This is a genomic window from Streptomyces sp. ICBB 8177 (assembly GCF_003144095.1).
GTDB lineage: Bacteria > Actinomycetota > Actinomycetes > Streptomycetales > Streptomycetaceae > Streptantibioticus_D.
Map to the genome: position 1 here is coordinate 1,484,885 of NZ_NSKH01000018.1, position 26,600 is coordinate 1,511,484.

Sequence of the window (26,600 nt, forward strand, 5' to 3'; positions counted from 1 at the left end):
GTCCCCGCCCCGCGCGCCGCCGCCCCCACGACCGCCCGCCGGGTGGCCGTCCCGCTGGCCACGCTCGCGGGCGCCGGGGCGGCTTTCGCGTACGTGGGCGCGGTCAACCCCAACCAGCCCGGCCACTACCCCGGGTGCCCCTTCCTCGCCGTCACCGGGCTGTACTGCCCGGCGTGCGGCGGAACGCGCTGCGCGTGGGCCCTGGTCCACGGCGACCTCGGCACCGCACTGCGCGACAACGCGCTGGCCGTCGTCGGCTTCGGGGTGTGCGCGGTGCTGTGGGTGCTGTGGCTGCGTCGCGAGGCACTCGGACGGAGCGCGCCCGGGCGGCTGCGGATGCCGCGCGCCGGGTGGTGGGCGCTGGGCGCCGTGGTGCTGGCCTTCACCGTCGTGCGCAACCTGCCGTTCGGCCACGCCCTCGCGCCCTGAGCGGACCCGCGCCGTCGGGCGGCCCGCCCCGCGCCGTTCGCCCGGTCCACGGAGCGAGACCCGTGGTCACCGGATGACGGACTGCCGCCGTCTGGCGGTTACCATCGCATTACCCGCGCACGATCGCGCTGGTGAACCGTAACGCCACCGGAAGGGGGCCGCTCGCGTGAGTGTGCTCGACGAGATCATCGAGGGGGTCCGCGCCGACCTCGCCGAGCGGCAGGCCCGCGTTTCCCTCGACGAGCTCAAGGAGCGGGCCGCCAGGGCGCGCGCGGCCAAGGACGGCGTCACCGCGCTGCGCGGCGAGGGCGTCACGGTGATCTGCGAGGTCAAGCGGTCCAGCCCCAGCAAGGGCGCGCTCGCCGCGATCGCCGACCCCGCTGGACTCGCCGCCGACTACGAGGCCGGCGGCGCCGCCGTCATCAGCGTCCTCACCGAGCAGCGCCGGTTCGGCGGTTCGCTCGCCGACCTGGAGGCGGTCCGCGCCAAGGTCGACATCCCCGTGCTGCGCAAGGACTTCATCGTCACCTCGTACCAGCTGTGGGAGGCCCGCGCGTACGGCGCCGACCTCGCCCTGCTGATCGTCGCCGCGCTGGACCAGCCCGCGCTGGTCTCCCTGATCGAGCGCGCCGAGTCCATCGGGCTGACCCCGCTGGTCGAGGTGCACGACGAGGACGAGGTCGACCGCGCGCTGGACGCCGGCGCCCGGGTCATCGGCGTCAACGCCCGCGACCTCAAGACCCTCCAGGTCGACCGGGGCACCTTCGCCCGCCTCGCGCCGGAGATCCCCGACCACGTCGTCAAGGTCGCCGAGTCCGGCGTGCGCGGGCCGCACGACCTGATCGCCTACGCCAACGACGGCGCCGACGCGGTGCTCGTCGGCGAGTCCCTGGTCACCGGCCGCGCCCCCAAGGCGGCCGTCGCCGACCTGGTCGCCGCCGGCGCCCACCCCGCGCTGCGGCACGGCAGGGACTGAGCGGGGAGAGGGAACCGGACATGCGTATCGCCGCCCGACTGGCCAAGGGGTGCAAGCCCCGTGGCTGCCGCGCGCCCGCCCGCCGGGTGCTCGGCCGGCGCGTGCGCTACGTGATCGGCGGCGAACCGGGCCAGGTCAACGGCATGCGATGGCGACGCGCCCGATAGGGGCGCGAGTTGTGCGCGGCGGGCCGCGAAGGACCCGGCAGGATGCCACTGTCCGAGAGGCTCACGGTCGCTTTTGGACCCACCGGCCGGTCAGTGGCCGAGCGCGCAGTTCCTCGCGCCCCTGACGGGGCCCGCCCGCCCCGAAAGGGGCGTGGGGAACTTGCGCGACCAGCTACAACGCAGTCGCGGCCGCGCGACGACCCCGAGCCCCACGGCGCCCGGTCTTCCTTCCGACACGCACCGCGAGGTATTCGCATGTCCACCGAGAACGACTTCTTCATCCCAGACCCGGAGGGTCTGATCCCAAGCCCCGCCGGTTACTTCGGCGCGTACGGCGGCAAGTTCATCCCCGAGGCGCTGGTCGCCGCCGTGGACGAGGTCGCCGCCGAGTACGAGAAGGCCAAGGCCGACCCGGCGTTCGCCGCGGAACTCACCGACCTGCTGGTCAACTACACCGGTCGGCCCAGCGCGCTGACCGAGGTCCCGCGCTTCGCCGAACACGCGGGCGGCGCCCGGATCTTCCTCAAGCGCGAGGACCTGAACCACACCGGCTCGCACAAGATCAACAATGTGCTGGGCCAGGCGCTGCTCACCCGCCGCATGGGCAAGACCCGGGTGATCGCCGAGACCGGCGCCGGCCAGCACGGCGTGGCCACCGCCACCGCCTGCGCCCTGTTCGGCCTGGAGTGCACCGTCTACATGGGCGAGATCGACACCGAGCGCCAGGCGCTCAACGTCGCCCGCATGCGGATGCTCGGCGCCGAGGTCGTCGCCGTGAAGTCCGGCAGCCGCACCCTCAAGGACGCCATCAACGAGGCGTTCCGCGACTGGGTCGCCAATGTCGAGACCACCCACTACCTGTTCGGCACCGTCGCCGGACCGCACCCCTTCCCGGCGCTGGTCCGCGACTTCCACCGGGTCATCGGCGTGGAGGCCCGCCGCCAGCTGCTGGAGCGCGCCGGTCGCCTGCCGGACGCGGTCGGCGCCTGCGTCGGCGGCGGCTCCAACGCCATCGGCATCTTCCACGCGTTCCTGCCCGACGAGGGGGTGCGGCTGGTCGGCCTCGAGGCGGCCGGGCACGGCGTGGCCTCCGGCGAGCACGCGGCGACCCTGACCGCGGGCGACCCGGGCATCCTGCACGGCTCCCGCTCCTACGTCCTGCAGGACGAGGACGGCCAGATCACCGAGCCCTACTCCATCTCGGCGGGCCTGGACTACCCGGGCATCGGCCCGGAGCACTCCTACCTCAAGGACGCCGGCCGCGCCGAGTACCGGCCGGTCACCGACGACGAGGCGATGCAGGCGCTGCGGCTGCTGTCGCGCACCGAGGGCATCATCCCGGCCATCGAGAGCGCCCACGCGCTCGCCGGGGCGCTCCAGCTGGGCGAGGAGCTGGGTCCCGAGGGCCTGATCCTGATCAACCTCTCCGGTCGCGGTGACAAGGACATGGACACCGCCGCCCGCTACTTCGGGCTGTACGAGCCCAACGCCGTGGTCGAGGAGGACGCCAAGTGAGCGGCACCGTCGAGCTGTTGAACCGTACGCTGGCCGCCGCCCGCGCCGAGGACCGCGCCGCCCTCGTCGGCTACCTGCCGGCCGGCTTCCCGACCGTCGCCGACGGTGTCGCGGCCGCCGTCGCGATGATCGAGGGCGGCTGCGACATCGTGGAGATCGGGCTGCCGCACTCCGACCCGGTGCTGGACGGCCCGGTCATCCAGACCGCGGACGACATCGCGCTGCGCGGCGGCGTGAGGATCGTGGACGTGCTGCGCACGGTCGGCGAGGTGCACGCCGCCACCGGCGCGCCGGTGCTGTGCATGACGTACTGGAACCCGGTCGACCGCTACGGCGCCGAGCGTTTCGCCGCCGACCTCGCCGAGGCGGGCGGCGCCGGGTGCATCCTGCCCGACCTGCCGGTCGAGGAGTCCGCCGTGTGGCGGGCGGCCGCCGAACGGCACGGGCTCGCCACGGTCTTCGTGGTCGCGCCCAGCAGCCGGGACGAGCGGCTGGCGACCATCACCGCGGCGGGCTCCGGCTTCGTCTACGCGGCCTCGCTGATGGGCGTCACCGGCACCCGCGAGTCGGTCGGCGCGTCGGCCGAGGACCTGGTGCGGCGCACCCGGGCCACCACGGACCTGCCGGTCTGCGTGGGCCTCGGGGTCTCCAACGCCACCCAGGCCGCCGAGGTCGCAGCCTTCGCGGACGGCGTCATCGTCGGCTCCGCCTTCGTCAAGCGGCTGCTGGACGCGCCGGACACCGCCTCCGGTATCGAGGCGGCCCGCCACCTCGCCGGAGAGCTGGCCGCCGGGGTGCGCAAGCGCGGCTGACGCCTCCCGCACGGGAGCCATCCCTCGTTCGGGCGAATTGAGTGCCGGGGACGCGCGATCGCGCGTCCCCGGCGCGTTGTGCACGGGTGTGACTGAGAACAACCGTGACGGAAAGCGCAGCGCCCGCGAGCGGATGCAGCAGGAGCGCGAGCGGGAGAGGGCCCGGGCCAAGCGCAAACGCGCCGCGCTGGTCGGCGGGTCGATCGTCGCCGTGCTGGTGGTCGCCGCCGTGATCGGCGTCGTCGTGGCGAACAGCAAGTCGGGCTCCAGCGGCGGTCCGGTCGCCGCCCCGCCCGGCGCCACCGGCAAGAACGACCTGGCGATCCCCGTCGGAGCCGCCAACGCGCCCTCCACCCTCACGGTGTACGAGGACTTCCGCTGCCCGGCCTGCGACGCCTTCGAGAAGACCTACCGCACCACCGTGCACCAGCTGATGGACAGCGGCCGGCTGCGCGGCGAGTACCACCTCGTCCGCCTCATCGACGGCAACCTCGGCGGCACCGGTTCCCTCAACGCGGGCAACGCGGCGGCCTGCGCGCAGGCGGAGGGCAGGTTCCGCGCGTACCACGACGTGCTGTACGACAACCAGCCGAACGAGGAGGACGACAAGTTCGCCGACAAGAGCTACCTGATCCAGCTCGCCGGCAAGGTCCCCGGGCTGAAGACCCCGGCCTTCACCTCCTGCGTCGACAAGGGCACGTACAACGCCTGGGTCAACAGGTCCAACGCCGACTTCAACAGCGCGGGCTACGGCTCGACGCCGACCATCCTGCTCAACGGCAAGAACATCTACAACAACCAGAGCAACCCGCTCACCCCGGACAAGCTGAAGGCGATGGTGGCCGCCGCGGACAAGGGCAAGCCGCTGGGCTCGGTCAGCCCGTCGCCCGCCTCCGCCCCGCAGCCCGGCGCCGCCTCACCCACCCGCACGGGCGCCGTCTCCCGGAGCACCGGCGCGACCACCGGAGCGGGCACGGCCGGTACCCGGAGCGGAGCCGTCACGGGGGCCGGACCCGGCACCGGGACGGGCGAGCGGCCCGGGGCAGGCGAGCGGCCCGGGACCGGGGCAGGGCCCGGGACCGGCGCGGCGGACGGAGCCGGGGGCGGGCCCGGGACCGGCCCGGACGCCGGGGGAGCCGGGACCGCCGGACCCGCGCGCGCCGCGGGCGGAGCAGCCCGGGAGGGCACCGGCGCGGGCGGCGCCGCGGTGCCGCCGAGCGGCGCGGGCACCGGCTGATCCCGTACGTGTTACGCAGCCGTAGCCGGGTGGGCTGCCCCCGCGCCCGCCCGGCACGGTAGCGTCTAAGTCGCCATGGACCTCGCATACATTCCCAGCCCCTCCCGGGGCGTCATCTACCTCGGCCCGATCCCGCTGCGCGGGTACGCCTTCTGCATCATCATCGGCGTCTTCGTCGCCGTCTGGCTGGGCGGACGCCGCTGGGTGGCGCGCGGCGGGGTCAAGACCACCGTCGCCGACATCGCTGTCTGGGCGGTGCCCTTCGGCCTGCTCGGCGGTCGCCTCTACCACGTCATCACCGACTACGAGCTGTACTTCGGCAAGGGCAAGGACTGGGTCGGCGCGTTCAAGGTCTGGGACGGCGGTCTCGGCATCTGGGGTGCGGTCGCGCTGGGCGCGGTCGGCGCCTGGATCGGCTGCCGCCGCCGCGGCATTCCGCTGCCCGCCTACGCCGACGCGGTGGCCCCCGGGATCGCCATCGCGCAGGGCATCGGGCGCTGGGGCAACTGGTTCAACCAGGAGCTGTACGGAGGCCCGACCAAGCTGCCGTGGGCGCTGAAGATCGACCCGGCGCACCGGCCGCCCGCCACCCCCGACATCGGGCTGTACCACCCGACGTTCCTGTACGAGTCGCTGTGGGACATCCTCATCGTCGCGACCCTGGTGATCTGGGCCGACAAGCGCTTCAAGCTCGGCCACGGCCGCGCCTTCGCGCTGTACGTCGCGCTGTACTGCGTGGGCCGCGGCTGGATCGAGCACATGCGGGTCGACTACGCCCACCACATCCTGGGCCTGCGGCTCAACGACTGGACCGCGATCATCGTCTTCCTGCTCGCCGTCACCTACATGGTGGTCTCGGCCCGCCGCCACCCGGGCCGCGAGGCGGTCGTGGAACCCGCGGCGCAGGCCGAGCGGAGCGAGGGCGAGGCCGGGACGGACGGCGAGGCCGCCGCCGCGACCGACGAGGCCACCGGCGACGAGGGCGCGTCCCGGGACCGGGGCCAGGACCAGGGCCCCGCACCCGTACGGGACGACGGTGAGCCGCACGAGGGCACCGCGCACTCCGTGGCGGACGCCGACGCCGGCGCGTCCAAGCGCACCTGAGCGCTGCCGCACCCACGCGCCCGAGGCCGCCGCGACCACCCGTCGCGGCGGCCTCGTCGTCGGTCACGACCCGCGTGAGCAGGCCCTTTGGGCAGCCTTTCCTTGCTGGCAGCGGACCCTTGACATGCGTATCTTCAAGGTCGGGGAGGGGGCCGCGCGGGCACCGCCCCGGCCGGAAGGAGAACGCGGGAGCATGACCACGACCGTCGAGAACGAGACCGGGAGCGCCGGCTACCACGTCTCGCACCACACCCACCGCGACGTCAACGGCGGCTGGCTGCGACCGGCCGTCTTCGGCGCGATGGACGGCCTGGTCTCCAACTTCGCGCTGATGACGGGCGTGGCGGGCGGTGACGTCGCCACCAAGACGATCATCATCACGGGACTCGCGGGTCTCGCCGCGGGCGCCTTCTCCATGGCGGCGGGGGAGTACACCTCGGTCGCCTCGCAGCGCGACCTGGTCCAGGCCGAGCTGGACATCGAGCGCCGCGAGCTGCGCCGCAACCCGCACGACGAGCTGCGGGAGCTGGCCAAGCTCTACGAGTCCCGTGGCGTCGAGCCGCAGCTCGCCGCCGAGGTGGCCCGCCAGCTGTCCGCCGACCCTGAGCAGGCGCTGGAGATACACGCCCGCGAGGAACTGGGCATCGACCCCACCGACCTGCCGTCGCCGCTGGTCGCGGCGGTCTCCTCGTTCGGCTCCTTCGCGTTGGGCGCGCTGCTGCCGGTACTGCCGTACCTGCTGGGGGCCACCAGGCTGTGGCCCGCGCTGGTGCTGGCGCTGCTGGGGCTGTTCGCCTGCGGCGCGGTGGTGGCCCGGGTGACCGCTCGCTCCTGGTGGTTCAGCGGTCTGCGGCAGCTGGTGCTGGGCGGGGCCGCCGCGGGCATCACGTTCCTGCTGGGCACCCTCTTCGGCACCGCGGTCGGCTGAGCCGGGCCCCGCGGCGGGGTGTGGGCGGGACCACAGGGTTCTTGTTGTTACCCGCTCGTTTCGGCAGGCTTGCGGCGGGGCATCAGACACAAGCGCTGGGGCAATGCCGCCCTCTTCGCACCCCCGGAGCCATCGAGCCCGGAACCCCGCCCGAAACCCTTCCTTGTCCACATGGTGGAAGTCGGTATCCGCTTTTCGAGATCCCGGCCATCATGTAACCTGCACGAACTCGCAGAGGGCCAGCGTCGTCCCTGTTGCGCCGTGACATATCCGGCGGCACTACATGCCACGACGACGGGAGAGCCGATGCGTTCCGCGTCCACGCACTCCGGGCCCGGCACCAGCCGGTCCTTCATGGACGGGCGTCCCGCCCCGCAGGGGATGTACGACCCCCGCAACGAGCACGACGCGTGCGGCGTCGGCTTCGTGGCCACCCTCACCGGCGAGGCGGACCACGCGCTGGTCGAGCAGGCCCTGACCGTCCTGCGTAACCTGGAGCACCGCGGAGCGACCGGTTCTGAGCCCGACTCGGGCGACGGCGCCGGAATCCTCGTCCAGATCCCGGACACCTTCCTGCGCGAGACGGTGGAGTTCGCCCTGCCGGCCCCCGGCGGCTACGCGGCCGGCATCGGGTTCCTCCCGGTGGACGACCAGGCGCGGGCCAAGGCCGTGGACTCCATCGCCCGGATCGCCGCCGAGGAGGGCCTGGAGGTCCTGGGCTGGCGCGAGGTCCCGGTCGCTCCCGAACTGCTGGGCGCGACGGCCCGCTCCACCATGCCGTACTTCTCCCAGCTCTTCGTCGCCGACGCCACCGGCGGCCGCACCGGCCTGGAACTGGACCGGCTCGCGTTCGCGCTGCGCAAGCGCGCCGAGCGCGAGGCGGACGTCTACTTCCCCTCGCTGTCCGCGCGCACGATCGTCTACAAGGGCATGCTGACCACCGGGCAGCTGGAGCCGTTCTTCCCCGACCTGTCCGACCGCCGCTTCGCCACCGCCATCGCGCTGGTCCACTCGCGGTTCTCCACCAACACCTTCCCGAGCTGGCCGCTGGCCCACCCGTACCGCTTCGTCGCGCACAACGGCGAGATCAACACGGTGCAGGGCAACCGCAACTGGATGCGGGCCCGCGAGTCGCAGCTCGCCTCCGAACTGATCAAGGGCGACCTGGAGCGGCTCTTCCCGGTCTGCACCCCCGGCGCCTCCGACTCGGCCTCCTTCGACGAGGTGCTGGAACTGCTGCACCTCGGCGGCCGGTCGCTGCCGCACAGCGTGCTGATGATGATCCCCGAGGCGTGGGAGAACCACGGCTCGATGGACCCGGCCCGCCGCGCCTTCTACCAGTACCACTCCACGATGATGGAGCCCTGGGACGGCCCCGCCTGCGTCACCTTCACCGACGGCACCCTGGTCGGCGCCGTGCTCGACCGCAACGGACTGCGCCCCGGCCGCTACTGGGTCACCGACGACGGCCTGGTCGTGCTCTCCTCCGAGGTCGGCGTCCTGGACATCGCCCCCGAGAAGGTCGTGCGCAAGGGCCGCCTCCAGCCGGGCCGGATGTTCCTGGTCGACACCCGCGAGCACCGGATCATCGAGGACGACGAGATCAAGGCGTCCCTGGCCGCCGAGAAGCCGTACGCCGAGTGGCTGGAAGCCGGGCTGATCCACCTGACGGAGCTGCCGGAGCGCGAGCACATCGTGCACACCCACGCCTCCGTCACCCGCCGCCAGCAGACCTTCGGCTACACCGAGGAGGAGCTGCGGGTCATCCTGGCGCCGATGGCCAGGACCGGCGCCGAGCCGATCGGCTCGATGGGCACCGACTCGCCGATCGCCGCCCTCTCCTCCCGCCCCCGGCTGCTGTTCGACTACTTCACCCAGCTGTTCGCGCAGGTCACCAACCCGCCGCTGGACGCCATCCGCGAGGAGCTGGTCACCTCGCTGATCTCCGCGGTCGGCCCGCAGGGCAACCTGCTGGAGCCCACCCCGGCGGCCTGCCGCAACGTCACCCTGCCGTTCCCGGTGATCGACAACGACGAGCTGGCCAAGCTCATCCACATCAACGCCGACGGCGACCTGCCGGGGCTCGGCGCCGCCACCCTCTCCGGCCTGTACCGGGTCGCGGGCGGCGGCGAGGCGCTGGCCGCCCGGCTCGCCGAGATCTGCGCCGAGGCGGACGCCGCGATAGAGGACGGCGCCCGGCTGATCGTGCTGTCCGACCGGCACTCCGACGCCGAGCACGCGCCGATCCCGTCGCTGCTGCTGACCTCGGCCGTCCACCACCACCTGATCCGCACCAAGAAGCGCACCCACGTCGGCCTGCTCGTCGAGGCCGGTGACGTGCGCGAGGTGCACCACGTCGCGCTGCTCGTCGGCTACGGCGCCGCCGCGGTGAACCCGTACCTGGCCATGGAGTCGGTCGAGGACCTGGTGCGCGCCGGGACCTTCCTGGGCGGGACCGAGCCCGAGGCGGCCATCCGCAACCTCATCAAGGCACTGGGCAAGGGCGTGCTGAAGGTGATGTCCAAGATGGGCATCTCCACCGTCGCCTCCTACCGCGGCGCCCAGGTCTTCGAAGCCGTCGGCCTGGACGAGGCGTTCGTCGACACCTACTTCCACGGCACCGCCACCAAGATCGGCGGCGCGGACATCGACGTCGTCGCCAAGGAGGTCGCCGCCCGGCACGCCAAGGCCTACCCGGCCTCCGGCATCGCGCCCGCCCACCGCCGCCTGGAGATCGGCGGCGAGTACCAGTGGCGGCGCGAGGGCGAACCGCACCTGTTCGACCCCGAGACCGTCTTCCGGCTCCAGCACGCCACCCGCTCGCGGCGCTACGACATCTTCAAGAAGTACACCGAGCGGGTCAACGAGCAGTCGGCGCGGCTGATGACGCTGCGCGGCCTGTTCCACCTCAAGGCGGGCGAGCGGCCGCCGGTGCCGATCGAGGAGGTCGAGCCGGTCTCGGAGATCGTCAAGCGCTTCTCCACCGGCGCGATGTCGTACGGCTCCATCTCGCTGGAGGCGCACCAGACGCTGGCCATCGCGATGAACCAGCTCGGCGGCAAGTCCAACACCGGGGAGGGCGGCGAGGACCCCGAGCGCCTCTACGACCCGGCGCGGCGCAGCGCCATCAAGCAGGTCGCCTCCGGCCGCTTCGGCGTGACCAGCGAGTACCTGGTCAACGCCGACGACATCCAGATCAAGATGGCCCAGGGCGCCAAGCCCGGCGAGGGCGGCCAGCTGCCCGGCCACAAGGTCTACCCGTGGGTCGCCAGGACCCGCCACTCCACGCCGGGCGTCGGCCTGATCTCGCCGCCGCCGCACCACGACATCTACTCGATCGAGGACCTCGCCCAGCTCATCCACGACCTGAAGAACGCCAACCCGGCCGCCCGCATCCACGTGAAGCTGGTCTCCGAGGTCGGCGTCGGCACGGTCGCGGCGGGCGTGTCCAAGGCGCACGCGGACGTGGTGCTGATCTCCGGCCACGACGGCGGCACCGGCGCCTCCCCGCTGACCAGCCTCAAGCACGCCGGCGGCCCCTGGGAGCTGGGCCTGGCCGAGACCCAGCAGACCCTGCTGCTCAACGGGCTGCGCGACCGCATCGTGGTGCAGACCGACGGCCAGCTCAAGACCGGCCGCGACGTGGTCGTCGCCGCGCTGCTGGGCGCCGAGGAGTTCGGCTTCGCGACCGCGCCGCTGGTGGTGTCCGGCTGCGTGATGATGAGGGTGTGCCACCTGGACACCTGCCCGGTCGGCATCGCCACCCAGAACCCGGTGCTGCGCGAACGGTTCACCGGCAAGCCGGAGTTCGTCGTCAACTTCTTCGAGTTCATCGCCGAGGAGGTCCGCGAACTCCTCGCCGAGCTGGGCTTCCGTTCGATCGAGGAGGCCGTCGGTCACGCGGAGTTGATCGACACCGGCCGCGCGGTGGACCACTGGAAGGCCCAGGGCCTCGACCTCGCCCCGCTGCTGCACGTGCCCGACCTGCCCGAGGGCGCCGCCCGCCACCAGGTCGCCGTCCAGGACCACGGGCTGGAGAAGGCGCTCGACAAGGAGCTGATCCGGCTCGCCGCCGACGCCCTCGAAGGCGGCGTCCCGGTCCGCGCCCAGGTCGCCATCCGCAACATCAACCGCACCGTCGGCACCATGCTGGGCCACGAGGTGACCCGGCGGTACGGCGGCGCGGGCCTGCCCGACGACACCATCGACATCACCTTCACCGGCTCCGCCGGGCAGTCCTTCGGCGCCTTCCTGCCCAAGGGCATCACCCTGCGGCTGGAGGGCGACGCCAACGACTACGTCGGCAAGGGCCTGTCGGGCGGGCGCGTCATCGTCCGCCCCGACCGCGGCGCCGACCACCTCGCCGAGTACTCCACCATCGCGGGCAACACCCTCGCCTACGGCGCCACCGGCGGCGAGCTGTTCCTGCGCGGCCGGGTCGGCGAACGCTTCTGCGTCCGCAACTCCGGCGCCACCGTGGTCTCCGAAGGCGTCGGCGACCACGGCTGCGAGTACATGACCGGCGGCCGGGCGGTCGTGCTGGGCGAGACGGGGCGCAACTTCGCGGCCGGCATGTCCGGCGGCATCGCCTACGTGCTCGACCTGGACCCCGACAAGGTCAACACCGGCCTGGTCGGCGTCGAGGAACTGGACGCCGACGACATCAAGTGGCTGCACGACGTGGTGCGCCGCCACCAGGAGGAGACCGGGTCCACCGTCGCCGAGACACTGCTCGCCGACTGGGGGACGACCCTCACCCGCTTCGGCAAGGTCATGCCGAGGGACTACAAGGCAGTGCTCGCCGCCAAGGTCGCCGCCGAGCAAGCGGGACTCAACGAGTCCGAGACGACGGCCAAGATGATGGAGGCGGCACATGGCTGACCCGAAGGGCTTCCTGACCACCGAGCGGCAGATCGCCGCCACCCGCCCGGTCGAGGAGCGCGTCAAGGACTGGAACGAGGTCCACGTCCCCGGCTCCCTGCTGCCGATCATCTCGAAGCAGGCCGGCCGCTGCATGGACTGCGGCATCCCGTTCTGCCACAACGGCTGCCCGCTGGGGAACCTCATCCCCGAGTGGAACGAGTACGCCTACCGCGACGACTGGCGGGCCGCGTCCGAGCGGCTGCACGCGACCAACAACTTCCCGGAGTTCACCGGCCGCCTGTGCCCCGCGCCGTGCGAGGCCGCCTGCGTGCTGGGCATCAACCAGCCGCCGGTGACCATCAAGAACGTCGAGGTCACCATCGTCGACAAGGCCTGGGAGAACGGCGGCGTCACCCCGCAGCCGCCGGACCGCCTGTCGGGCAAGACCGTCGCCGTCATCGGCTCGGGCCCCGCCGGACTCGCCGCCGCCCAGCAGCTCACCCGGGCCGGCCACACCGTGGCCGTCTTCGAGCGGGCCGACCGCATCGGGGGACTGCTGCGCTACGGCATCCCCGAGTTCAAGATGGAGAAGCGGCACATCAACCGCCGCATCGAGCAGATGCGGGCGGAGGGGACCAAGTTCCGCACCGGCGTCGAGATCGGCCGCGACATCGACGCCGCCGGGCTGCGCAGGCGGTACGACGCCGTGGTGATCGCCGCGGGCGCCACCACCGCCCGCGACCTGCCGGTCCCGGGACGTGAACTGAACGGGGTCCACCAGGCGATGGAGTACCTGCCGCTGTCGAACAAGGTCCAGGAGGGCGACTACGTCACCTCCCCGATCTCCGCCGAGGGCAAGCACGTCGTGGTCATCGGCGGCGGCGACACCGGCGCGGACTGCGTGGGCACCGCCCACCGGCAGGGCGCGGCCTCCGTCACCCAGCTGGAGATCATGCCCCGCCCGTCGGACGAGCGCCCCGCGCACCAGCCGTGGCCGACCTTCCCGATGACGTACAAGGTCACCTCGGCGCACGAGGAGGGCGGCGAGCGGGTGTACGCCGTCAACACCGTGCGGTTCGAGGGCGACGAGGACGGCAACGTGCAGTGGCTGCACCTCGTCGAGGTCGAGTTCGTCGACGGCAAGTTCGAGCCGAAGCCCGGCAGCGAGCGGAGGATCCCCGCGCAACTGGTCACCCTCGCCATGGGGTTCACCGGCACCGACGCCAAGAACGGCCTGGTCGAGCAGCTCGGGCTTGAACTGGACGCGCGCGGCAACATCGCCCGCGACGAGCACTTCGCCACCAACCTCGACGGCGTCTTCACCGCCGGTGACGCGGGCCGCGGCCAGTCGCTGATCGTCTGGGCGATCGCCGAGGGCCGCTCCGCCGCCCGCGCCGTCGACCGCTACCTCACCGGGGCCAGCACCCTGCCCGCCCCGATCCGCCCCACCGACCGGGCCCTGACGGTCTGACCGAAGCGGTCCACCCGTCACCCCGTCACGAAGACGGCCGTACAACGACGTACGGAACCGATACGGCGCCTGCCCTTCCCCGACCTGGGCAGGCGCCGTCCCGAACCGGGCCGGTTCCCCGGCCTGTTCGGCACCCCCGGCCCGGGCCGCGTCGGCGTCACGCCGTAGCCTGGCGAGGCTGACGACAACACACCGGGGAGGGGCCGTGGTCGAGCACCGCGACATCGAAGTGGGCGGAATCCGGCTGCACATCGCGGAGGAGGGCGAGGGCCCGCTCGTCCTGCTGCTGCACGGTTTCCCCGAGTGCTGGTACTCCTGGCGCCACCAGTTCGCCCCGCTGGCCGCCGCCGGTTACCGCGTCGTCGCCCCCGACCAGCGCGGCTACGCCCGCAGCGACCGCCCCGCCGACGTCGGCTCGTACACCATGCTGCACCTGGTCGGCGACGTCATCGGCCTGATCCACGCGCTCGGCGAGGAGCAGGCCGTGGTCGTCGGCCACGACTGGGGCGCACCCGTCGCCTGGACCAGCGCCCAGCTGCGGCCCGACGTGGTCACCGCCGTCGCGGGCCTGAGCGTCGCGCCCACCCCGCGCGGCGCGGTGCCACCGCTGCGGGCGATGGACGAGCGGTTCGGCGGCCGGTTCTACTGGAACTACTTCGCCGAGCCCGGCGTCGCCGACGCCGAACTCGGCCGCGACCCGCGCACCACGTTCCGCACCACGCTGTGGGCCGCCTGCGGCGACAACCCGCACAACGACCCGCCCGCCCAGCCGCTGGTCACGCCGGGCCAGGGCTTCCTGAGCGTACGGGCGCCCGAGAAGCTGCCGCCGTGGATCAGCGAGGACGACATCGACGTCTTCACCGCCGAGTACGAGGGGGCGGGCTTCACCGGCGGCCTCAACTGGTACCGCAACCTCGACCGCAACTGGGAGCTGACCGCCGCCTGGGACCGCGCCCCCATCCGGCAGCCCGCGCTCTACGTCACCGGCGACCGAGACCTGGTGTACTCCTTCCCCGGCATGGACCAACTGCTGCCCCGGCTCACGACGCTCCACCCCGGGCTGCGCGAGCCGGTCGTGCTGCCCGGCTGCGGCCACTGGACCCAGCAGGAACGCCCCGCCGAGGTCAACGCGCTGCTGCTGGAGTTCCTCGACTCCGTCCACGCCTGAGCGTCGGCCCGCGCCGCGGCGCGCCCAGGTGTCGCACTCTCAGGTGTCGCACTCCAGCTCGGTACGGCACAGCCCGCACCGCGCCGTCAGCCGCCCCCGCACCGGCACCCGGATGCGCTGGTGGCAGGTCGGACAGGGGAACGACACCCGCAGCACGCCGCCGGTGCGCTCGAACGCGTAACCCGGGCCGCCCGGCCGGGTCTCCGCCAGCCGCATCCCCGGCGCGCGCAGCACCTGCTCGGCGTGGCGCCGGTCGGCCGCGTACCGGCGACGGCTCGCCCACCCCGCCCCCAGCAGCGGCGGGCGCCGCAGGTCGTCCCTGGCCCGCGCCAGGCCCGCCCGGTAGGCGTCGCGGGCCTGCGGGCCGGAGAACCACGGCTCGATGTCGTCGCCCAGCGCCAGCGCCCGCTTCGCCAGCACGTAGCCGAACTCCTCCGGCGTCAGATAGCCCAGCTTCAGCGCCTGCCGCACCAGCCGGTCGCCCCGCACGTTGCTCTCCTCCCGGTACGCGTCCAGCAGCAGCCAGCCCGCGCCCAGGTAGGCGCTCGCGGTGTCGGTGAGGATCTCGTTGTCCCGCACACCCGGGTACTCCAGCCCCAGGCGGTGCAGGTACACGTGCGTCACCTCGTGCGCCAGGCACGCGCCGATGTCCCTGCGGTCGTCCTTGAAGCGGGAGTTGAGCTCCACGAAGTACTCCGGGCCCGCCGTCAGCTCCACGCTGCCCGCGTGCACCATGTCGCGGAACGCCACGATCACCCGCGCCCGCGGCAGCCGCAGATGGGCCACGATCGCCGACGCCACCCGCTGCGCCCCGAGGTGCACGTCCTCCTCGGGCCCGACCCACACCTGCTCCGGCAGCACGCTCGCCGGGAACGCGCTGATCGTGTCGTACGACAGCCTCTTGTACAGGGCGGTCAGGCTGGAGCGGACGGTCTCCAGGTGCGGGAACCCGTGCACGATCGGCCCGGCACCCGGCCCCGACGCCCCCGGATCCTCGGATCGACGGGTCACGCACACCTCCCCGCTGTACCCGGCGCCCGGCTTCCCTGCCACCCGCGCCGACCCCGACGAGCCTACGCGCCGCGCCCCGCCCGCCGCGCCGTTCGCCCGGCGCGGATCCGCCGAAGGCGTACGACCCGGCCACGCACCGCGGCGCCCGCCTACCGTCGGCGTGTGGAGACCCTACGACTGACCCCGGACATCGTGATGCTGCGCTTCGCCGTCGGACAGGCCTACCTGATCCGCGGCGGCGACGGCTTCGCACTCGTCGACAGCGGCCCGGCCGGTTGCGCCGACGCCGTCCTGGACGCGCTGCGGGCCTGCGGCGCACGCCCCGGCGACCTGCGCGAGATCGTCCTCACCCACTCCCACGCCGACCACACCGGCTCCGCAGCCCACCTCGCCGCCGCCACCGGGGCCACCATCGCCGCGGGCGCCGCCGACGCCCCCGTCATCCGCGGCGAGGCGCCCGAGCCGCCGCCCGTGCTGCGCGACCGGGAACATCCGCTGTTCGAGGCGGTCGCCCCCACCGTGCCGCCCGCGCCGCCCACCCCCGTCCACCGCGAACTGGCCGACGGCGACGTGCTGGAGTGGGGCATCGCGGCGCACGTGCTGCACGTCCCCGGGCACACCGCGGGCAGCGTCGCCGTCCATCTCCCGCACGCGCGCGCGGTGTTCACCGGGGACACCGTCGCCGAACACGGCGGCCGCGTCATCCCGAACGTCTTCAACACCGACCGCGCCGGGGTCCTCGCCGCGGTGCGCCGCCTCGCCGCGCTGGGGGTGGAGACCGCCTGCTTCGGGCACGGCTACCCGGCCCTGACCGGAGCGGCCGAGGCGCTGCGCCGGGCGGCGCGGGACGGCTGACGCGGGCGTCGGCGCCGGGCGACGGGGACGGACTGACCTCGACCCCGACGCCGACCCCGGCGCCGGGCAGCGGACGGCGGACGGCTTTCGCGGGGGTGTTCGCGGTGGGAGAACCCAGCGGAGCGGGAAAGGGCGTTGGCCGGGCCGCGGGTGTGGGGCAGCATGAGCGCATGTCGCCACTCACCCGCGCCGAGGCCGAGACCCGGGCCCGCCTGCTGACCGTCCACCGCTACGCGATCGACCTCGACCTCACCGGGGGCGACGAAACGTTCCGTTCCACCACCCGCGTCACCTTCTCCGCCGCGGAGCCGGGCGCGGCGACGTTCGTCCAGGTCAAGCCCGCCGCCCTGCTGCGCGTCGTGCTCAACGGCCGCGAACTCGACCCCGCCGCGCTCGACGGCAACCGCCTGCCGCTCACCGGCCTCGCCGCGGACAACGAACTGCTCGTCGAGGCCGACATGCGCTACTCGCGCACCGGCGAGGGCGCCCACCGCTTCACCGACCCGGCCGACGGCGAGACCTACGTCTACTCCCAGTGCTTCCTGGAGGACACCCAGCGCATCTTCGCCTGCTTCGACCAGCCCGACCTCAAGGCGGTCTTCGACCTCACCGTCACCGTCCCGCCCGGCTGGAGCGCGCTCGGCAACGGCGTCGCCCACCGCGACCCGGAACACGAGGGCCGCTTCACCTTCGCCACCACCCCGCCGCTCAGCACCTACCTGATCGCCTTCGCCGCCGGGCCGTACCACAGCGTGCACACCGAACACGCCGGACTCCCCTTCGGCCTGCACTGCCGCCGCTCCCTCGCCGAACACCTCGACCGCGACGCCGAGGAACTCTTCGACATCACCCGCCGCTCCTACGACCACTACGCCCGCGTCTTCGACGAGCCCTACCCGTTCGACTCCTACGACCAGGCGTTCGTCCCCGAGTTCAACGCCGGCGCGATGGAGAACCCCGGACTGGTCACCTTCCGCGACGAGTTCGTCTTCCGCTCCGCCGTCACCGACGCCGAACGCCAGTCGCGCGCCATGGTCGTCGCCCACGAGATGGCCCACATGTGGTTCGGCGACCTGGTCACCCTGCGCTGGTGGGACGACATCTGGCTCAACGAGTCCTTCGCCGAGTACATGGGCTTCCAGGTGATCAGCGAGGTCACCCGCTTCACCGGGTCCTGGACCGCGTTCGCCGTCACCCGCAAGAGCTGGGGCTACGACGCCGACCAGCGGCCCAGCACCCACCCCGTCGCCCCCCGCGCCGAGGACGTGGGCGACACCGCCTCCGCGCTCGGCAACTTCGACGGCATCTCCTACGCCAAGGGCGCCTCCGCGATCCGCCAACTCGTCGCCTGGCTCGGCGAGAAGACCTTCCTCGCCGGCGTCAACGACCACATCACCCGCCACCGCTTCGGCAACGCCACCCTCGCCGACTTCACCGAATCCCTCGCCCGCGCCGCCACCGACCGCGACGTCCGCGACTGGGCGGAACGCTGGCTGCGCACCACCGGCGTCGACACCCTCACCGCCCACGTCGAGGAGACAGGCGGCGACGGCTGGCGGCTGCGACTGGAGCGGGACGGCTCCCGGCCGCACCACCTGGCCGTCGCCCTGCACGACCGCGCCGAGGACGGCACCCTCGTACCGCGCGGGACGGACGGGCTCGACCTGCCCGGCGCCCCCGTCCTCACCGGCTCCGGCCCCCGTCCGGCGCTCGTGCTGCCCAACGCGGGTGACCTCACGTACGCCAAGGTCCGCCTCGACCCCGGCTCGTGGACCACCGTCACCGAGTCGCTGTCCGCCGTCCCCGACCCGCTCGACCGCGCCCTGCTGTGGACCACCGCCCGCGACCTCGTGCGCGACGCCGAACTCCCGCCCGCCGCCTACCTCGACCTGGTCGACGCCCACCTGCCCCTGGAGACGGACGTCTCCGTCGTCAGCGGCGTCCTGACCTTCGCCCGCACCGTCCTCGCCGACACCTACCTCGCCCCCGCACGACGCGACGACGCCCTGGACCTCATCGCCCGCGTCGCCCGCCGCCTGCTGGGAACGGCCGGCGACCCGGGCCTTCGGCTCACCGCCCTGCGCTCCCTCATCACCAGCGCCACCCCCGGCGAACGCGCAGCCGAACTCGACGACTGGCTGCGCACCGGCCGAGCCCCCGGCGGCCTCACCCTCGACCCCGAACTGCGCTGGCGGGCCCTGGCACGGCTGAGCGCGCTGGGCCTCGCCGACGAGGCGCGCATCGCCGCCGAACTCGACCGCGACCCCAGCTCCACCGGACACGAGTCCGCCGCCACCTGCCGCGCCGCGCTCCCCGACGAACAGGCCAAACTCGCCGCCTGGCACGCCCTGTTCGAGGACGACACCACCACCAACAACCTCACCGTCGCCCTCGCCACCGGAGTGTGGCAGCCCGAACAGCACGCGCTGCTGGAGGAGTTCGTCCCCCGCTGGTTCGACGCCGCCGCCGCGAGCGCCACCCGGCGCGGCCCCGCCATCGCGGCCGCCCTCACCCGCCACGGCTTCCCCGGCCACGCCGCGGAGCCCGCCGTGCTCGCCACCGGCCGCGCCCACCTCGACCGCGACGACCTCACCCCCGCGTTCCGCCGCGGCCTCACCGACTGCCTGGACGACCTGGCCCGGGCGATCCGCGTACGGGAGGCGTGAGGGGGCCTTCGTCGAGGGGGCGCGCGGCGGCTTGCGTCGAGGGGCGCGCGGCGGTTCCGGTCGTCGAGGGGGGTGGGCGCGCGGCGGCTCCTGCCGTTGTGGAGAGGGCGCGCGTCGGCCCCGGCGTTCGAGCCGCCGCGCGCCCCAACACCCCCGATACGCCAAGATTCCTGGCCCAATCGGTAGCTTCCGCGCGATCCAGGCGATACCCCTACCGGCCCGGCGTCGTTGTGCCCTGCGGACCAGCACGCGCCCAGGCCAGGAGGAGCCCATGACACCAGCGGGCACCCCCGGCAGGGCTCCGTCGCCGCACCGCGGCGTTCGGCGGGACGAAGGGCGGCCGTGACCCATGCCGACGACGCACGACGACGGTCCGCCCGACCTGCCCGCGCTCGCCGGAGGAGCCGACGGCGCCCAGGCACTCGGCCCGCTGCTCGACACCGTCCTGGCCGCCCTCACCGACGGCGCCACCGCCCGGCGCGGCCCCCTCCCGCCCGGCGGCCCCGAGCGCGTCGCCGACCGGCTGCGCCAGGCCGTGCCCCCGGGCATCCCCGCCCTCGGCGCCGGCCCCCACGAAGCACTGCGCACCGTCGTACGCGCCGTCGCCGAAGGCGCCGCAGACCCCGCGGAACCCCTGTGCGCCGCCCACCTGCACTGCCCGCCACTGGCCGTCGCCGTCGCCGCCGATCTCGCCGCGAGCGCCCTCAACGCCTCCCTCGACTCCTGGGACCAGGCCCCCGCCGCCACCACCCTCGAAGCCGACACCACCGCCGCGCTCGCCGCCCTGGTCTACCCCGACCTGCCGCAACCCGACGCCCTCGTCACCACCGGCGGCACCGAGGCCAACCAACTCGCCCTGCTGCTCGCCAGGGAACGCGCCCGCGCCGCCGGAGCCCGCAGCGTCCACGTCGTCTGCGGCGCCGCCGCCCACCACAGCGTGCACCGCGCCACCTGGCTGCTCGGCCTGCCGGAACCCACCGTGCTGCCCACCCCCACCGGCACCCTCGACCCCGTCGACGCCCACGTCGCCCTCGGCACGCTGCGCGGACCCGCCCTGCTCGTCGCCACCGCCGGCACCACCGACACCGGCGCCATCGACCCGCTGACCGCCCTCGCCGAGACCGCCGCGGCCCACCACGCCGAACTGCACATCGACGCCGCCTACGCCGGACCCCTGCTGTTCAGTCGCCACCGCCGCGCCCTGCTCACCGGAGTGCAGTCCGCCAGCTCCGTCAGCCTCGATCTGCACAAACTCGGCTGGCAACCGATCGCCGCCGGCCTGCTCGCCGTCCCCGACACCACCGCGCTGCGCCCCCTGCACCACGAAGCCCACTACCTCAACGCCGCCGACGACACCGACGCCGGCCTTCCCGACCTGCTCGGCCGCTCCCTGCGCACCACCCGCCGCGCCGACGTCCTCAAGATCGCCGTCACCCTGCGCGCCCTCGGCCGCGAAGGACTCGGGCGGCTCGTGGACCGCGTCTGCGACCACGCCCAGCGCCTCGCCGAACTCGTCGACGCCCACCCCGCGCTGACCCTGTACGCCCACCCCGTCACCAGCACCGTGCTGTTCCGCCCCAAGGACGCCGACAACGCCGCCGTCGCCGCGACCCGGCGACGGCTGATGACCGAGGGCACCGCCGTCCTGGGCCGCGCCCACGCCGCGGGACGCCTGTGGCTCAAGGCCACCCTGCTCAACCCCGCCACCACCGACGCCGACCTGACCGCCCTCCTCGACCGCGTCGCCGGTGCCACCCCGGAAGGACACACCCCCTGATGAGCACGGACCGCGACGCGACACCCGACACCGCCGAACCGTTCGACCTGCTCGGCGTCGGCATCGGCCCGTTCAACCTCAGCCTCGCCGCACTCGCCGACGGTGTCCCCGCCCTGCGCACGGCCTTCCTCGACCAGCGGCCCGCCTTCCACTGGCACCCCGGACTCCTCATCCCCGGCGCCACCCTCCAAGTCCCCTTCCTCGCCGACCTGGTGACCCTCGTCGAACCCGCCAGCCCCTGGTCGTTCCTGTCCTACCTCAAGAGCCGCGAACGCCTCTTCCCCTTCTACTTCGCCGAGCGCTTCCACATCCCGCGCACCGAGTACGACGCCTACTGCCGCTGGGCCGCCGACGCCCTGCCCGGCTGCCACTTCGGCCACCGCGTCGACGCCGTGCGCTGGAACCCCGAACGCGCCGAGTTCGACGTCGACTTCACCCGGCTCACCGCCGACGGCACCGGTAGGGCGGGCCGCGCGAGAGCCCGCAACCTCGCCATCGGCATCGGCACCGTCCCCCACGTCCCCGAACGCCTGCGCCCCCTCGCCGAGACCCCCGGCGTCGCCGTACTCCACTCCGCCGACTACCTCGGCCACCGCGACCGGCTGCTGGCCGCACCCCACGTCACCGTCGTCGGCGCGGGGCAGTCCGGCGCAGAGGTCTTCCTCGACCTGCTGCGCAACCGCCCCGCGGGACACGAAGGACTCGCCTGGATCGCCCGCACCGAGTCCATCGCCCCCATGGAATACAGCAAACTCGGCCTCGAACACTTCACCCCCGACTACACCCGCTACTTCCACCACCTCCCCGAACCCGTCCGCGACCGCCTCCTGCCCCAGCAGTGGCAGCTGTACAAGGGCATCGACGCCGACACCATCGCCGCCATCCAGGAAGAGCTCTACCAGCGCGCCCTGACCGCCGACCCGGCCGGCGCGCCCCACTGGCCCGACGTCACCATCACCCCCGGCGTCGCCGTCCGCACCGCCGGACGCCTCGGCGCCGCCCGCGTCGAACTCCACCTGGAGCACACCCAGCAGGGCACCCGCACCCGCCTCACCACCGACGCCGTCGTCCTCGCCACCGGCTACCGCGAACGCCCCATGGAACCCCTGCTCGCCGCCCTCGACCCCTACCTGCGCCGCGACTCGCGCGGCCGCCCCCGCGTCGACGCCGACCACCGCCTCGTCCTCGACCCCTCGGTGCGCGGCGCCGTCCACGTGCACAACGCCGCCTCCCACACCCACGGCGTCGGCACCCCCGACCTCGGCCTGGGCGCCTGGCGCTCCGCCGTCATCCTCAACTCCCTGCTGGACCACGACACCTACCCGCTCCCACGCCGCACCGCCTTCACCACCTTCGGCCTGAGCCCCGACCGCGACCCCGGCCACCGCCCGGTCCGGCTCGGCGCCCAACGCGGCCCCGCGGGCAGCCCGCCCTGCCACCAACCCGCGTGACACACCAGGGCGTTGCCGGGCCTGGCACAGTGAGCGCATGACCACCGAGCCGCCCACCGCAGCGACCGCCACCCCGCACGGCACTCCCGCCGCCCCCCACGTCTCCGTGCGCGGCGAGGCCCGCCTGGAGACCGCCCCCGAAATCGCCCGCCTCGACATCACCGTCACCGCCCGCGGCACCGACCGCCAGGCCACCCTGGACGACCTGACCCGCCGCCACAACGCCGTCCTCGACCTGCTGCGCACCCACGAGCCCGCCGTGGAGAAGACCGAGAGCGGCGCCCTGGTCGTCGCCCCCGAACTCGCCAAGGGCCGCGGCGAACGCGTCCGCGCCCACCACGGCCACGCCCGGCTCACCGCCACCCTCACCGACTTCACCGACCTCGGCCGGCTCGCCGCCCGGCTCGCCGCCCTCGACCTCACCCGGCTCGACGGGCCCTGGTGGTCGCTGCGCCCCGACTCGCCCGCGCACCGCGACGCGCGCACCCAGGCGGTCCGCGACGCCGTGCGACGCGCCCGGGAGTACGCCGACGCCCTCGGCGCCCAGCTCGTCGCCCTGCTGGAACTCGCCGACGAAGGGCTCGACACCGGCGTCGTCCATCGCGCCCGTGCCTTCGGCGCCGCGGCGCCCGCACCGGGCGGCGCCCCTTCCGGCGAACCGGCCGAACTCGACCTCGTACCGCGGACGCAGACCGTTCACGCGCAGGTCACCGCGGTGTTCACCATGACGCCACCCGACCTTCGCGGATGAGCGCCCTCCGGCTCACCTGAGATCACGGGTCACCGGAGCGGCGTGTCGTCGGAAGATGTACGTATGCCGGTCAACAACCTTTAACGCAGCGGTCGTTCGCCCTTCCCCGGCAACCGGCTCCCTACCCGGCGGTAGGTCGTAGGCTCGACAGTATGCGCCGAGCGAAGATCGTCTGCACCCTTGGGCCCGCAACCGACTCGTACGACCAGATCAAGGCCCTGGTCGAGTCGGGCATGGACGTGGCGAGACTCAACCTCAGCCACGGTTCGCACGCCGACCACGAGGAACGCTACCGACGCGTGCGCAAGGCCGCCGAGGAGACCGGGCGCAGCGTCGGCGTCCTCGTCGACCTTCAAGGCCCGAAGATCCGGCTGGGCCGCTTCGCCGGAGGACCGGTACTCCTTGAACGCGGCGACGAGTTCACCATCACCATGGACGACGTCGACGGCGACCACCTGATGTGCGGCACCACCTACAAGGGCCTCGCCACCGACGTCAGCCGCGGCGAGCGCATCCTCGTCGACGACGGCCGGGTCACCCTGGAGGTCACCGACGTCGAGGGCCCCCGCGTCCACACCATGGTCATCGAGGGCGGCCTCGTCTCCGACAACAAGGGCCTCAACCTCCCCGGCGTCGCCGTCTCCGTGCCCGCGCTGTCCACCAAGGACGTCGAGGACCTGCGCTGGGGCCTGCGCGCCGGAGCCGACATCATCGCGCTCTCCTTCGTGCGCTCCGGCCAGGACATGGACGACGTGCTGCGGATCATGGAGGAGGAGGGCCGCCGCGTCCCGGTCATCGCCAAGATCGAGAAGCCGCAGGCGGTCGAACGCATCGAGGAGATCGTCGCCGCGTTCGACGGCATCATGGTCGCGCGCGGCGACCTGGGCGTCGAAATGCCCCTGGAGACCGTGCCGTTGGTGCAGAAGCGCGCCGTCAAGCTCGCCAGGCGCAACGCCAAGCCCGCCATCGTCGCCACCCAGATGCTCGACTCGATGATCGAGACCTCGCGCCCCACCCGCGCCGAGGCGTCCGACGTCGCCAACGCGGTCATGGACGGCGCCGACGCGGTCATGCTGTCGGGGGAGACCAGCGTCGGCAAGTACCCCGTCGAGACCGTCAAGACGATGGGACGGATCGTCGCGGCCGCCGAGGAGGACATGCTCGCCGGCGGGCTGCCGCCGCTCACCGAACGCAGCAAGCCGCGCACCCAGGGGGGCGCGGTGGCCCGCGCGGCGGCCGAGATGGGCGACTTCCTCGGCGCGAAGTTCCTCGTCGCCTTCACCCAGAGCGGCGACACCGCCCGGCGCCTGTCCCGCTACCGCTCGCCCATCCCGGTCCTCGCGTTCACCCCCGAGGAGGCGACCCGCTCGCAACTGAGCCTGACGTGGGGCGTCGAGACGTTCCTCGGGCCGGTCGTGCAGACCACGGACGAGATGGTCGACCAGGTCGACGAGCATCTGCTGCGCATCGGCCGCTGCAAGCGGGGCGACGTCGTCGTCATCACGGCGGGCTCCCCGCCCGGCATCCCCGGCACGACGAACATGGTCCGAGTCCACCACATCGGCGAGGACGACGCGCCCAAGTAGGCGGCGCGGGCGAGGCGTTGAGCGGACGGGGGTCGGTTGGGCGCGGTGGCTGGCGGGCGTGGCGCGCGTTGTGCGCGCCTCACCACTTGGCCCCGACGCGCGCGTCCATCAACGCGACGGAGGAACGACGGGCGACGGATATGTTGTACGGTCCGGCCCGCCGCCACCGCACACCCACCGCGTCCATGGTGTCGGTGCACAACCGCCGGATGTCCGCCGACTTGTTGGTGAAGAAGTAGCGCGGGTATTCATATCGCCTGCGCTCGCCGCCCACCACACGCTCCGTCCAGTTGGTGGTGCGGCAGCCGTCGGAGTGGATGAGGCCGCGCAGGAATTCCCACGGGTGGGCGGCCACGATTTCCCGCTGCCACGATTCGAGGGTGATCGGCCGCTCGTGCTTCATTCCCGGGCCGTGCTGGGGGAACAGGCAGGGCCGGTGCCGGTCGTGGCTGACGACGCTCACATGGCCGGTGCACGGCACGCGGCTCACGGACACCCCGGGGCGCACCGCGCGAGCCGCGCGCTCACAAGCGTCGATCAGGCCCGGCCAGGCGTCGGCGCAGGCGATGCGCAGATAGTGGCCGCCGGTCGTGGATGGGCGCTCAGGCATCCGTCACCGAGGTAGAGCCCCAGCAAGTAGGCGTACTCGGGACCGAGTCGACGCGGTCGGCCCGCGCACGGATCGCACTCGCGCAGCCGTCGCAGTGGCTCGACGCGGGCCCGCCAGGCGCGCACCGCGGATCGCGAGACCCCGGTCTCCCGGCTGACGGAACTGAGGCTGCGGCCCTGGGAGAGGAGGGACAGCGCATGCCGTCGCAGCGCGATGTCGTACATGTGATCGACTCTGTCGGGCGTGACGGACCGTGTACAGAGATCGAAGGATTGTTCACCCTGATCGGTGAAAACCACTTAAAGCGAGTGAACCTTGGAAATAAAGGTAAAGTGCCCCGGGTCGGATTCGAACCGACACTGTATGGGTTTTGAATCCATTGCCTGCTGCCAGTTGGGCTACCGGGGCTCCTTCGAAATGAAGGATAGCGGATACCCGCCGTGACTCAAACCTACAGGACGTAGGTAGGCTCATGCATGCACCCCACCCCGAAACGAGGAGCCCAGTGAGCGCCGCTGACGCCCCCGACGAGTTCGCTACCGCCGCTGCGGAGGAGACGGCCGCCGCCGGAGGCGACCACGTGCCGCCGCACACCACCCGCGTCGTCATCGCCGAGGACGAGGCCCTGATCCGGCTCGACCTGAAGGAGATGCTGGAGGAGGAGGGCTACTCGGTCGTGGGCGAGGCGGGCGACGGGCAGCGGGCTGTCGAGCTCGCCGAGGAGCACCGCCCCGACCTGGTCATCCTGGATGTGAAGATGCCCGTCCTCGACGGCATCTCCGCCGCCGAGCGCATCGCCAACGACCGCATCGCGCCCGTCCTGATGCTGACCGCCTTCTCCCAGCGCGAGCTGGTCGACCGCGCCCGCGAGGCCGGGGCGATGGCCTACCTGGTCAAGCCGTTCAGCAAGAGCGACCTGGTCCCGGCCATCGAGATGGCCGTCTCCCGCTTCACCGAACTGCGCGCCCTGGAAGCCGAGATCGCCGACCTCTCGCTGCGCCTGGAGACCCGCAAGCTGGTGGACCGCGCCAAGAGCGCGCTGCAGACCAAGTACGGGCTGAGCGAGCCGGCCGCGTTCCGCTGGATCCAGAAGACCTCGATGGACCGCCGGATGTCGATGCAGGCCGTGGCCCAGGCCGTGATCGACGAGGTCGGCGGCGCCGCCGGCTGACCCGCCCGCCGGGACCCCGGAAACCACGAACGCCCGCGTCGGGATCGGCGCG

At 73.2% G+C, this 26,600-nt stretch carries 19 protein-coding genes, 1 tRNA gene and 1 pseudogene; 18 read left to right on the forward strand and 3 right to left on the reverse strand.

The features are described 5' to 3' along the window. The first annotated feature begins 42 nt into the window (after positions 1-42). The 11 genes from CK485_RS15170 (at position 43) to CK485_RS15215 (ending at position 14,670) form a co-directional block, all read left to right on the forward strand. Positions 43-429, forward strand: coding sequence for a DUF2752 domain-containing protein (locus CK485_RS15170; protein ID WP_241968463.1), 387 nt, complete (start codon positions 43-45; stop codon positions 427-429). A gap of 166 nt (positions 430-595) precedes the next feature. After that, a complete protein-coding gene (trpC, locus tag CK485_RS15175; protein WP_109450802.1) occupies positions 596-1,405 on the forward strand; it encodes an indole-3-glycerol phosphate synthase TrpC in 810 nt (269 codons plus the stop codon). Positions 1,406-1,425: 20 nt separating this feature from the next. After that, the gene (locus CK485_RS29075) at positions 1,426-1,572 is read left to right on the forward strand and encodes a hypothetical protein (RefSeq protein WP_199239356.1); all 147 of its coding nucleotides are present in this window, start codon (positions 1,426-1,428) and stop codon (positions 1,570-1,572) included. 255 nt (positions 1,573-1,827) lie between these two features. Beyond that, the gene (gene trpB / locus CK485_RS15180) at positions 1,828-3,087 is read left to right on the forward strand and encodes a tryptophan synthase subunit beta (protein WP_109450804.1); all 1,260 of its coding nucleotides are present in this window, start codon (positions 1,828-1,830) and stop codon (positions 3,085-3,087) included. Beyond that, entirely contained in the window at positions 3,084-3,899 is an 816-nt protein-coding gene (gene trpA / locus CK485_RS15185; protein ID WP_109450805.1) for a tryptophan synthase subunit alpha, read from the forward strand. Before trpB ends, trpA begins: the two co-directional genes overlap by 4 nt. 88 nt (positions 3,900-3,987) lie before the next feature. Continuing rightward, the gene (locus CK485_RS15190; RefSeq protein WP_109450807.1) at positions 3,988-5,136 is read left to right on the forward strand and encodes a thioredoxin domain-containing protein; all 1,149 of its coding nucleotides are present in this window, start codon (positions 3,988-3,990) and stop codon (positions 5,134-5,136) included. Positions 5,137-5,211: 75 nt separating this feature from the next. Next, positions 5,212-6,240 (forward strand): prolipoprotein diacylglyceryl transferase, encoded by a 1,029-nt coding sequence (gene lgt / locus CK485_RS15195; RefSeq protein WP_109450809.1) that lies wholly within the window; start codon positions 5,212-5,214, stop codon positions 6,238-6,240. Positions 6,241-6,433: 193 nt separating this feature from the next. After that, positions 6,434-7,168 (forward strand): VIT1/CCC1 transporter family protein, encoded by a 735-nt coding sequence (locus CK485_RS15200; RefSeq protein ID WP_109450811.1) that lies wholly within the window; start codon positions 6,434-6,436, stop codon positions 7,166-7,168. Between the two features lie 306 nt (positions 7,169-7,474). Continuing rightward, the gene (gltB, locus tag CK485_RS15205; protein ID WP_109450813.1) at positions 7,475-12,049 is read left to right on the forward strand and encodes a glutamate synthase large subunit; all 4,575 of its coding nucleotides are present in this window, start codon (positions 7,475-7,477) and stop codon (positions 12,047-12,049) included. Next, on the forward strand, positions 12,042-13,502 hold the full coding sequence (locus CK485_RS15210; protein ID WP_109450815.1) for a glutamate synthase subunit beta: 1,461 nt from the start codon (positions 12,042-12,044) through the stop codon (positions 13,500-13,502). Before gltB ends, CK485_RS15210 begins: the two co-directional genes overlap by 8 nt. 205 nt (positions 13,503-13,707) lie before the next feature. Continuing rightward, on the forward strand, positions 13,708-14,670 hold the full coding sequence (locus tag CK485_RS15215; protein ID WP_109450817.1) for an alpha/beta hydrolase: 963 nt from the start codon (positions 13,708-13,710) through the stop codon (positions 14,668-14,670). Between the two features lie 39 nt (positions 14,671-14,709). On the opposite strand, the gene CK485_RS15220 is transcribed toward CK485_RS15215, so the two are convergent. Continuing rightward, positions 14,710-15,681 carry a hypothetical protein gene (locus tag CK485_RS15220; RefSeq protein WP_109450819.1) on the reverse strand — a complete coding sequence of 324 codons (972 nt, stop codon included), beginning with the start codon at positions 15,679-15,681 and terminating at the stop codon, positions 14,710-14,712. A 162-nt stretch (positions 15,682-15,843) separates the two neighbouring features. Between CK485_RS15220 and CK485_RS15225 the strand changes: the two genes are divergently transcribed. The 6 genes from CK485_RS15225 to pyk all read left to right on the forward strand — a co-directional run bounded on the left by CK485_RS15225 (position 15,844) and on the right by pyk (position 24,767). Then, positions 15,844-16,536, forward strand: a complete 693-nt coding sequence (locus CK485_RS15225; protein WP_199239357.1) for an MBL fold metallo-hydrolase — start codon at positions 15,844-15,846, stop codon at positions 16,534-16,536. Positions 16,537-16,706: 170 nt separating this feature from the next. Further along, positions 16,707-19,202, forward strand: coding sequence for an aminopeptidase N (gene pepN, locus CK485_RS15230; protein WP_109450823.1), 2,496 nt, complete (start codon positions 16,707-16,709; stop codon positions 19,200-19,202). Between the two features lie 349 nt (positions 19,203-19,551). Further along, a complete protein-coding gene (locus CK485_RS15235; protein WP_109450825.1) occupies positions 19,552-20,979 on the forward strand; it encodes a pyridoxal-dependent decarboxylase in 1,428 nt (475 codons plus the stop codon). Continuing rightward, a complete protein-coding gene (locus CK485_RS15240; protein WP_109450827.1) occupies positions 20,979-22,430 on the forward strand; it encodes a SidA/IucD/PvdA family monooxygenase in 1,452 nt (483 codons plus the stop codon). The genes CK485_RS15235 and CK485_RS15240 overlap by 1 nt, the downstream gene beginning before the upstream one ends. A 37-nt stretch (positions 22,431-22,467) precedes the next feature. Beyond that, positions 22,468-23,181 carry an SIMPL domain-containing protein gene (locus CK485_RS15245; RefSeq protein ID WP_109450843.1) on the forward strand — a complete coding sequence of 238 codons (714 nt, stop codon included), beginning with the start codon at positions 22,468-22,470 and terminating at the stop codon, positions 23,179-23,181. Between the two features lie 152 nt (positions 23,182-23,333). Next, positions 23,334-24,767, forward strand: a complete 1,434-nt coding sequence (gene pyk / locus CK485_RS15250; protein ID WP_109450846.1) for a pyruvate kinase — start codon at positions 23,334-23,336, stop codon at positions 24,765-24,767. A gap of 79 nt (positions 24,768-24,846) precedes the next feature. Here pyk and CK485_RS15255 read toward each other — a convergent pair. Continuing rightward, positions 24,847-25,601 (reverse strand): annotated as a pseudogene (locus tag CK485_RS15255) (helix-turn-helix domain-containing protein). A 109-nt stretch (positions 25,602-25,710) separates the two neighbouring features. Beyond that, positions 25,711-25,785, reverse strand: a tRNA-Leu gene (locus tag CK485_RS15260). Positions 25,786-25,849: 64 nt separating this feature from the next. On the opposite strand from CK485_RS15260, the gene CK485_RS15265 reads away from it, so the two are divergent. Next, on the forward strand, positions 25,850-26,548 hold the full coding sequence (locus CK485_RS15265; RefSeq protein ID WP_199239358.1) for a response regulator: 699 nt from the start codon (positions 25,850-25,852) through the stop codon (positions 26,546-26,548). Positions 26,549-26,600 lie beyond the last annotated feature (52 nt).

Bases quoted from the DNA above. Each gene is read 5' to 3' on its own strand.
- CK485_RS15240 (WP_109450827.1), top strand. From the start codon at position 20,979: ATGAGCACGGACCGCGACGCGACACCCGACACCGCCGAACCGTTCGAC.
- trpB (WP_109450804.1), top strand. From the start codon at position 1,828: ATGTCCACCGAGAACGACTTCTTCATCCCAGACCCGGAGGGTCTGATC.
- CK485_RS15210 (WP_109450815.1), top strand. From the start codon at position 12,042: ATGGCTGACCCGAAGGGCTTCCTGACCACCGAGCGGCAGATCGCCGCC.
- lgt (WP_109450809.1), top strand. From the start codon at position 5,212: ATGGACCTCGCATACATTCCCAGCCCCTCCCGGGGCGTCATCTACCTC.
- pyk (WP_109450846.1), top strand. From the start codon at position 23,334: ATGCGCCGAGCGAAGATCGTCTGCACCCTTGGGCCCGCAACCGACTCG.
- CK485_RS15265 (WP_199239358.1), top strand. From the start codon at position 25,850: ATGCATGCACCCCACCCCGAAACGAGGAGCCCAGTGAGCGCCGCTGAC.
- pepN (WP_109450823.1), top strand. From the start codon at position 16,707: ATGTCGCCACTCACCCGCGCCGAGGCCGAGACCCGGGCCCGCCTGCTG.
- CK485_RS15235 (WP_109450825.1), top strand. From the start codon at position 19,552: ATGCCGACGACGCACGACGACGGTCCGCCCGACCTGCCCGCGCTCGCC.
- gltB (WP_109450813.1), top strand. From the start codon at position 7,475: ATGCGTTCCGCGTCCACGCACTCCGGGCCCGGCACCAGCCGGTCCTTC.
- CK485_RS29075 (WP_199239356.1), top strand. From the start codon at position 1,426: ATGCGTATCGCCGCCCGACTGGCCAAGGGGTGCAAGCCCCGTGGCTGC.
- CK485_RS15200 (WP_109450811.1), top strand. From the start codon at position 6,434: ATGACCACGACCGTCGAGAACGAGACCGGGAGCGCCGGCTACCACGTC.
- CK485_RS15245 (WP_109450843.1), top strand. From the start codon at position 22,468: ATGACCACCGAGCCGCCCACCGCAGCGACCGCCACCCCGCACGGCACT.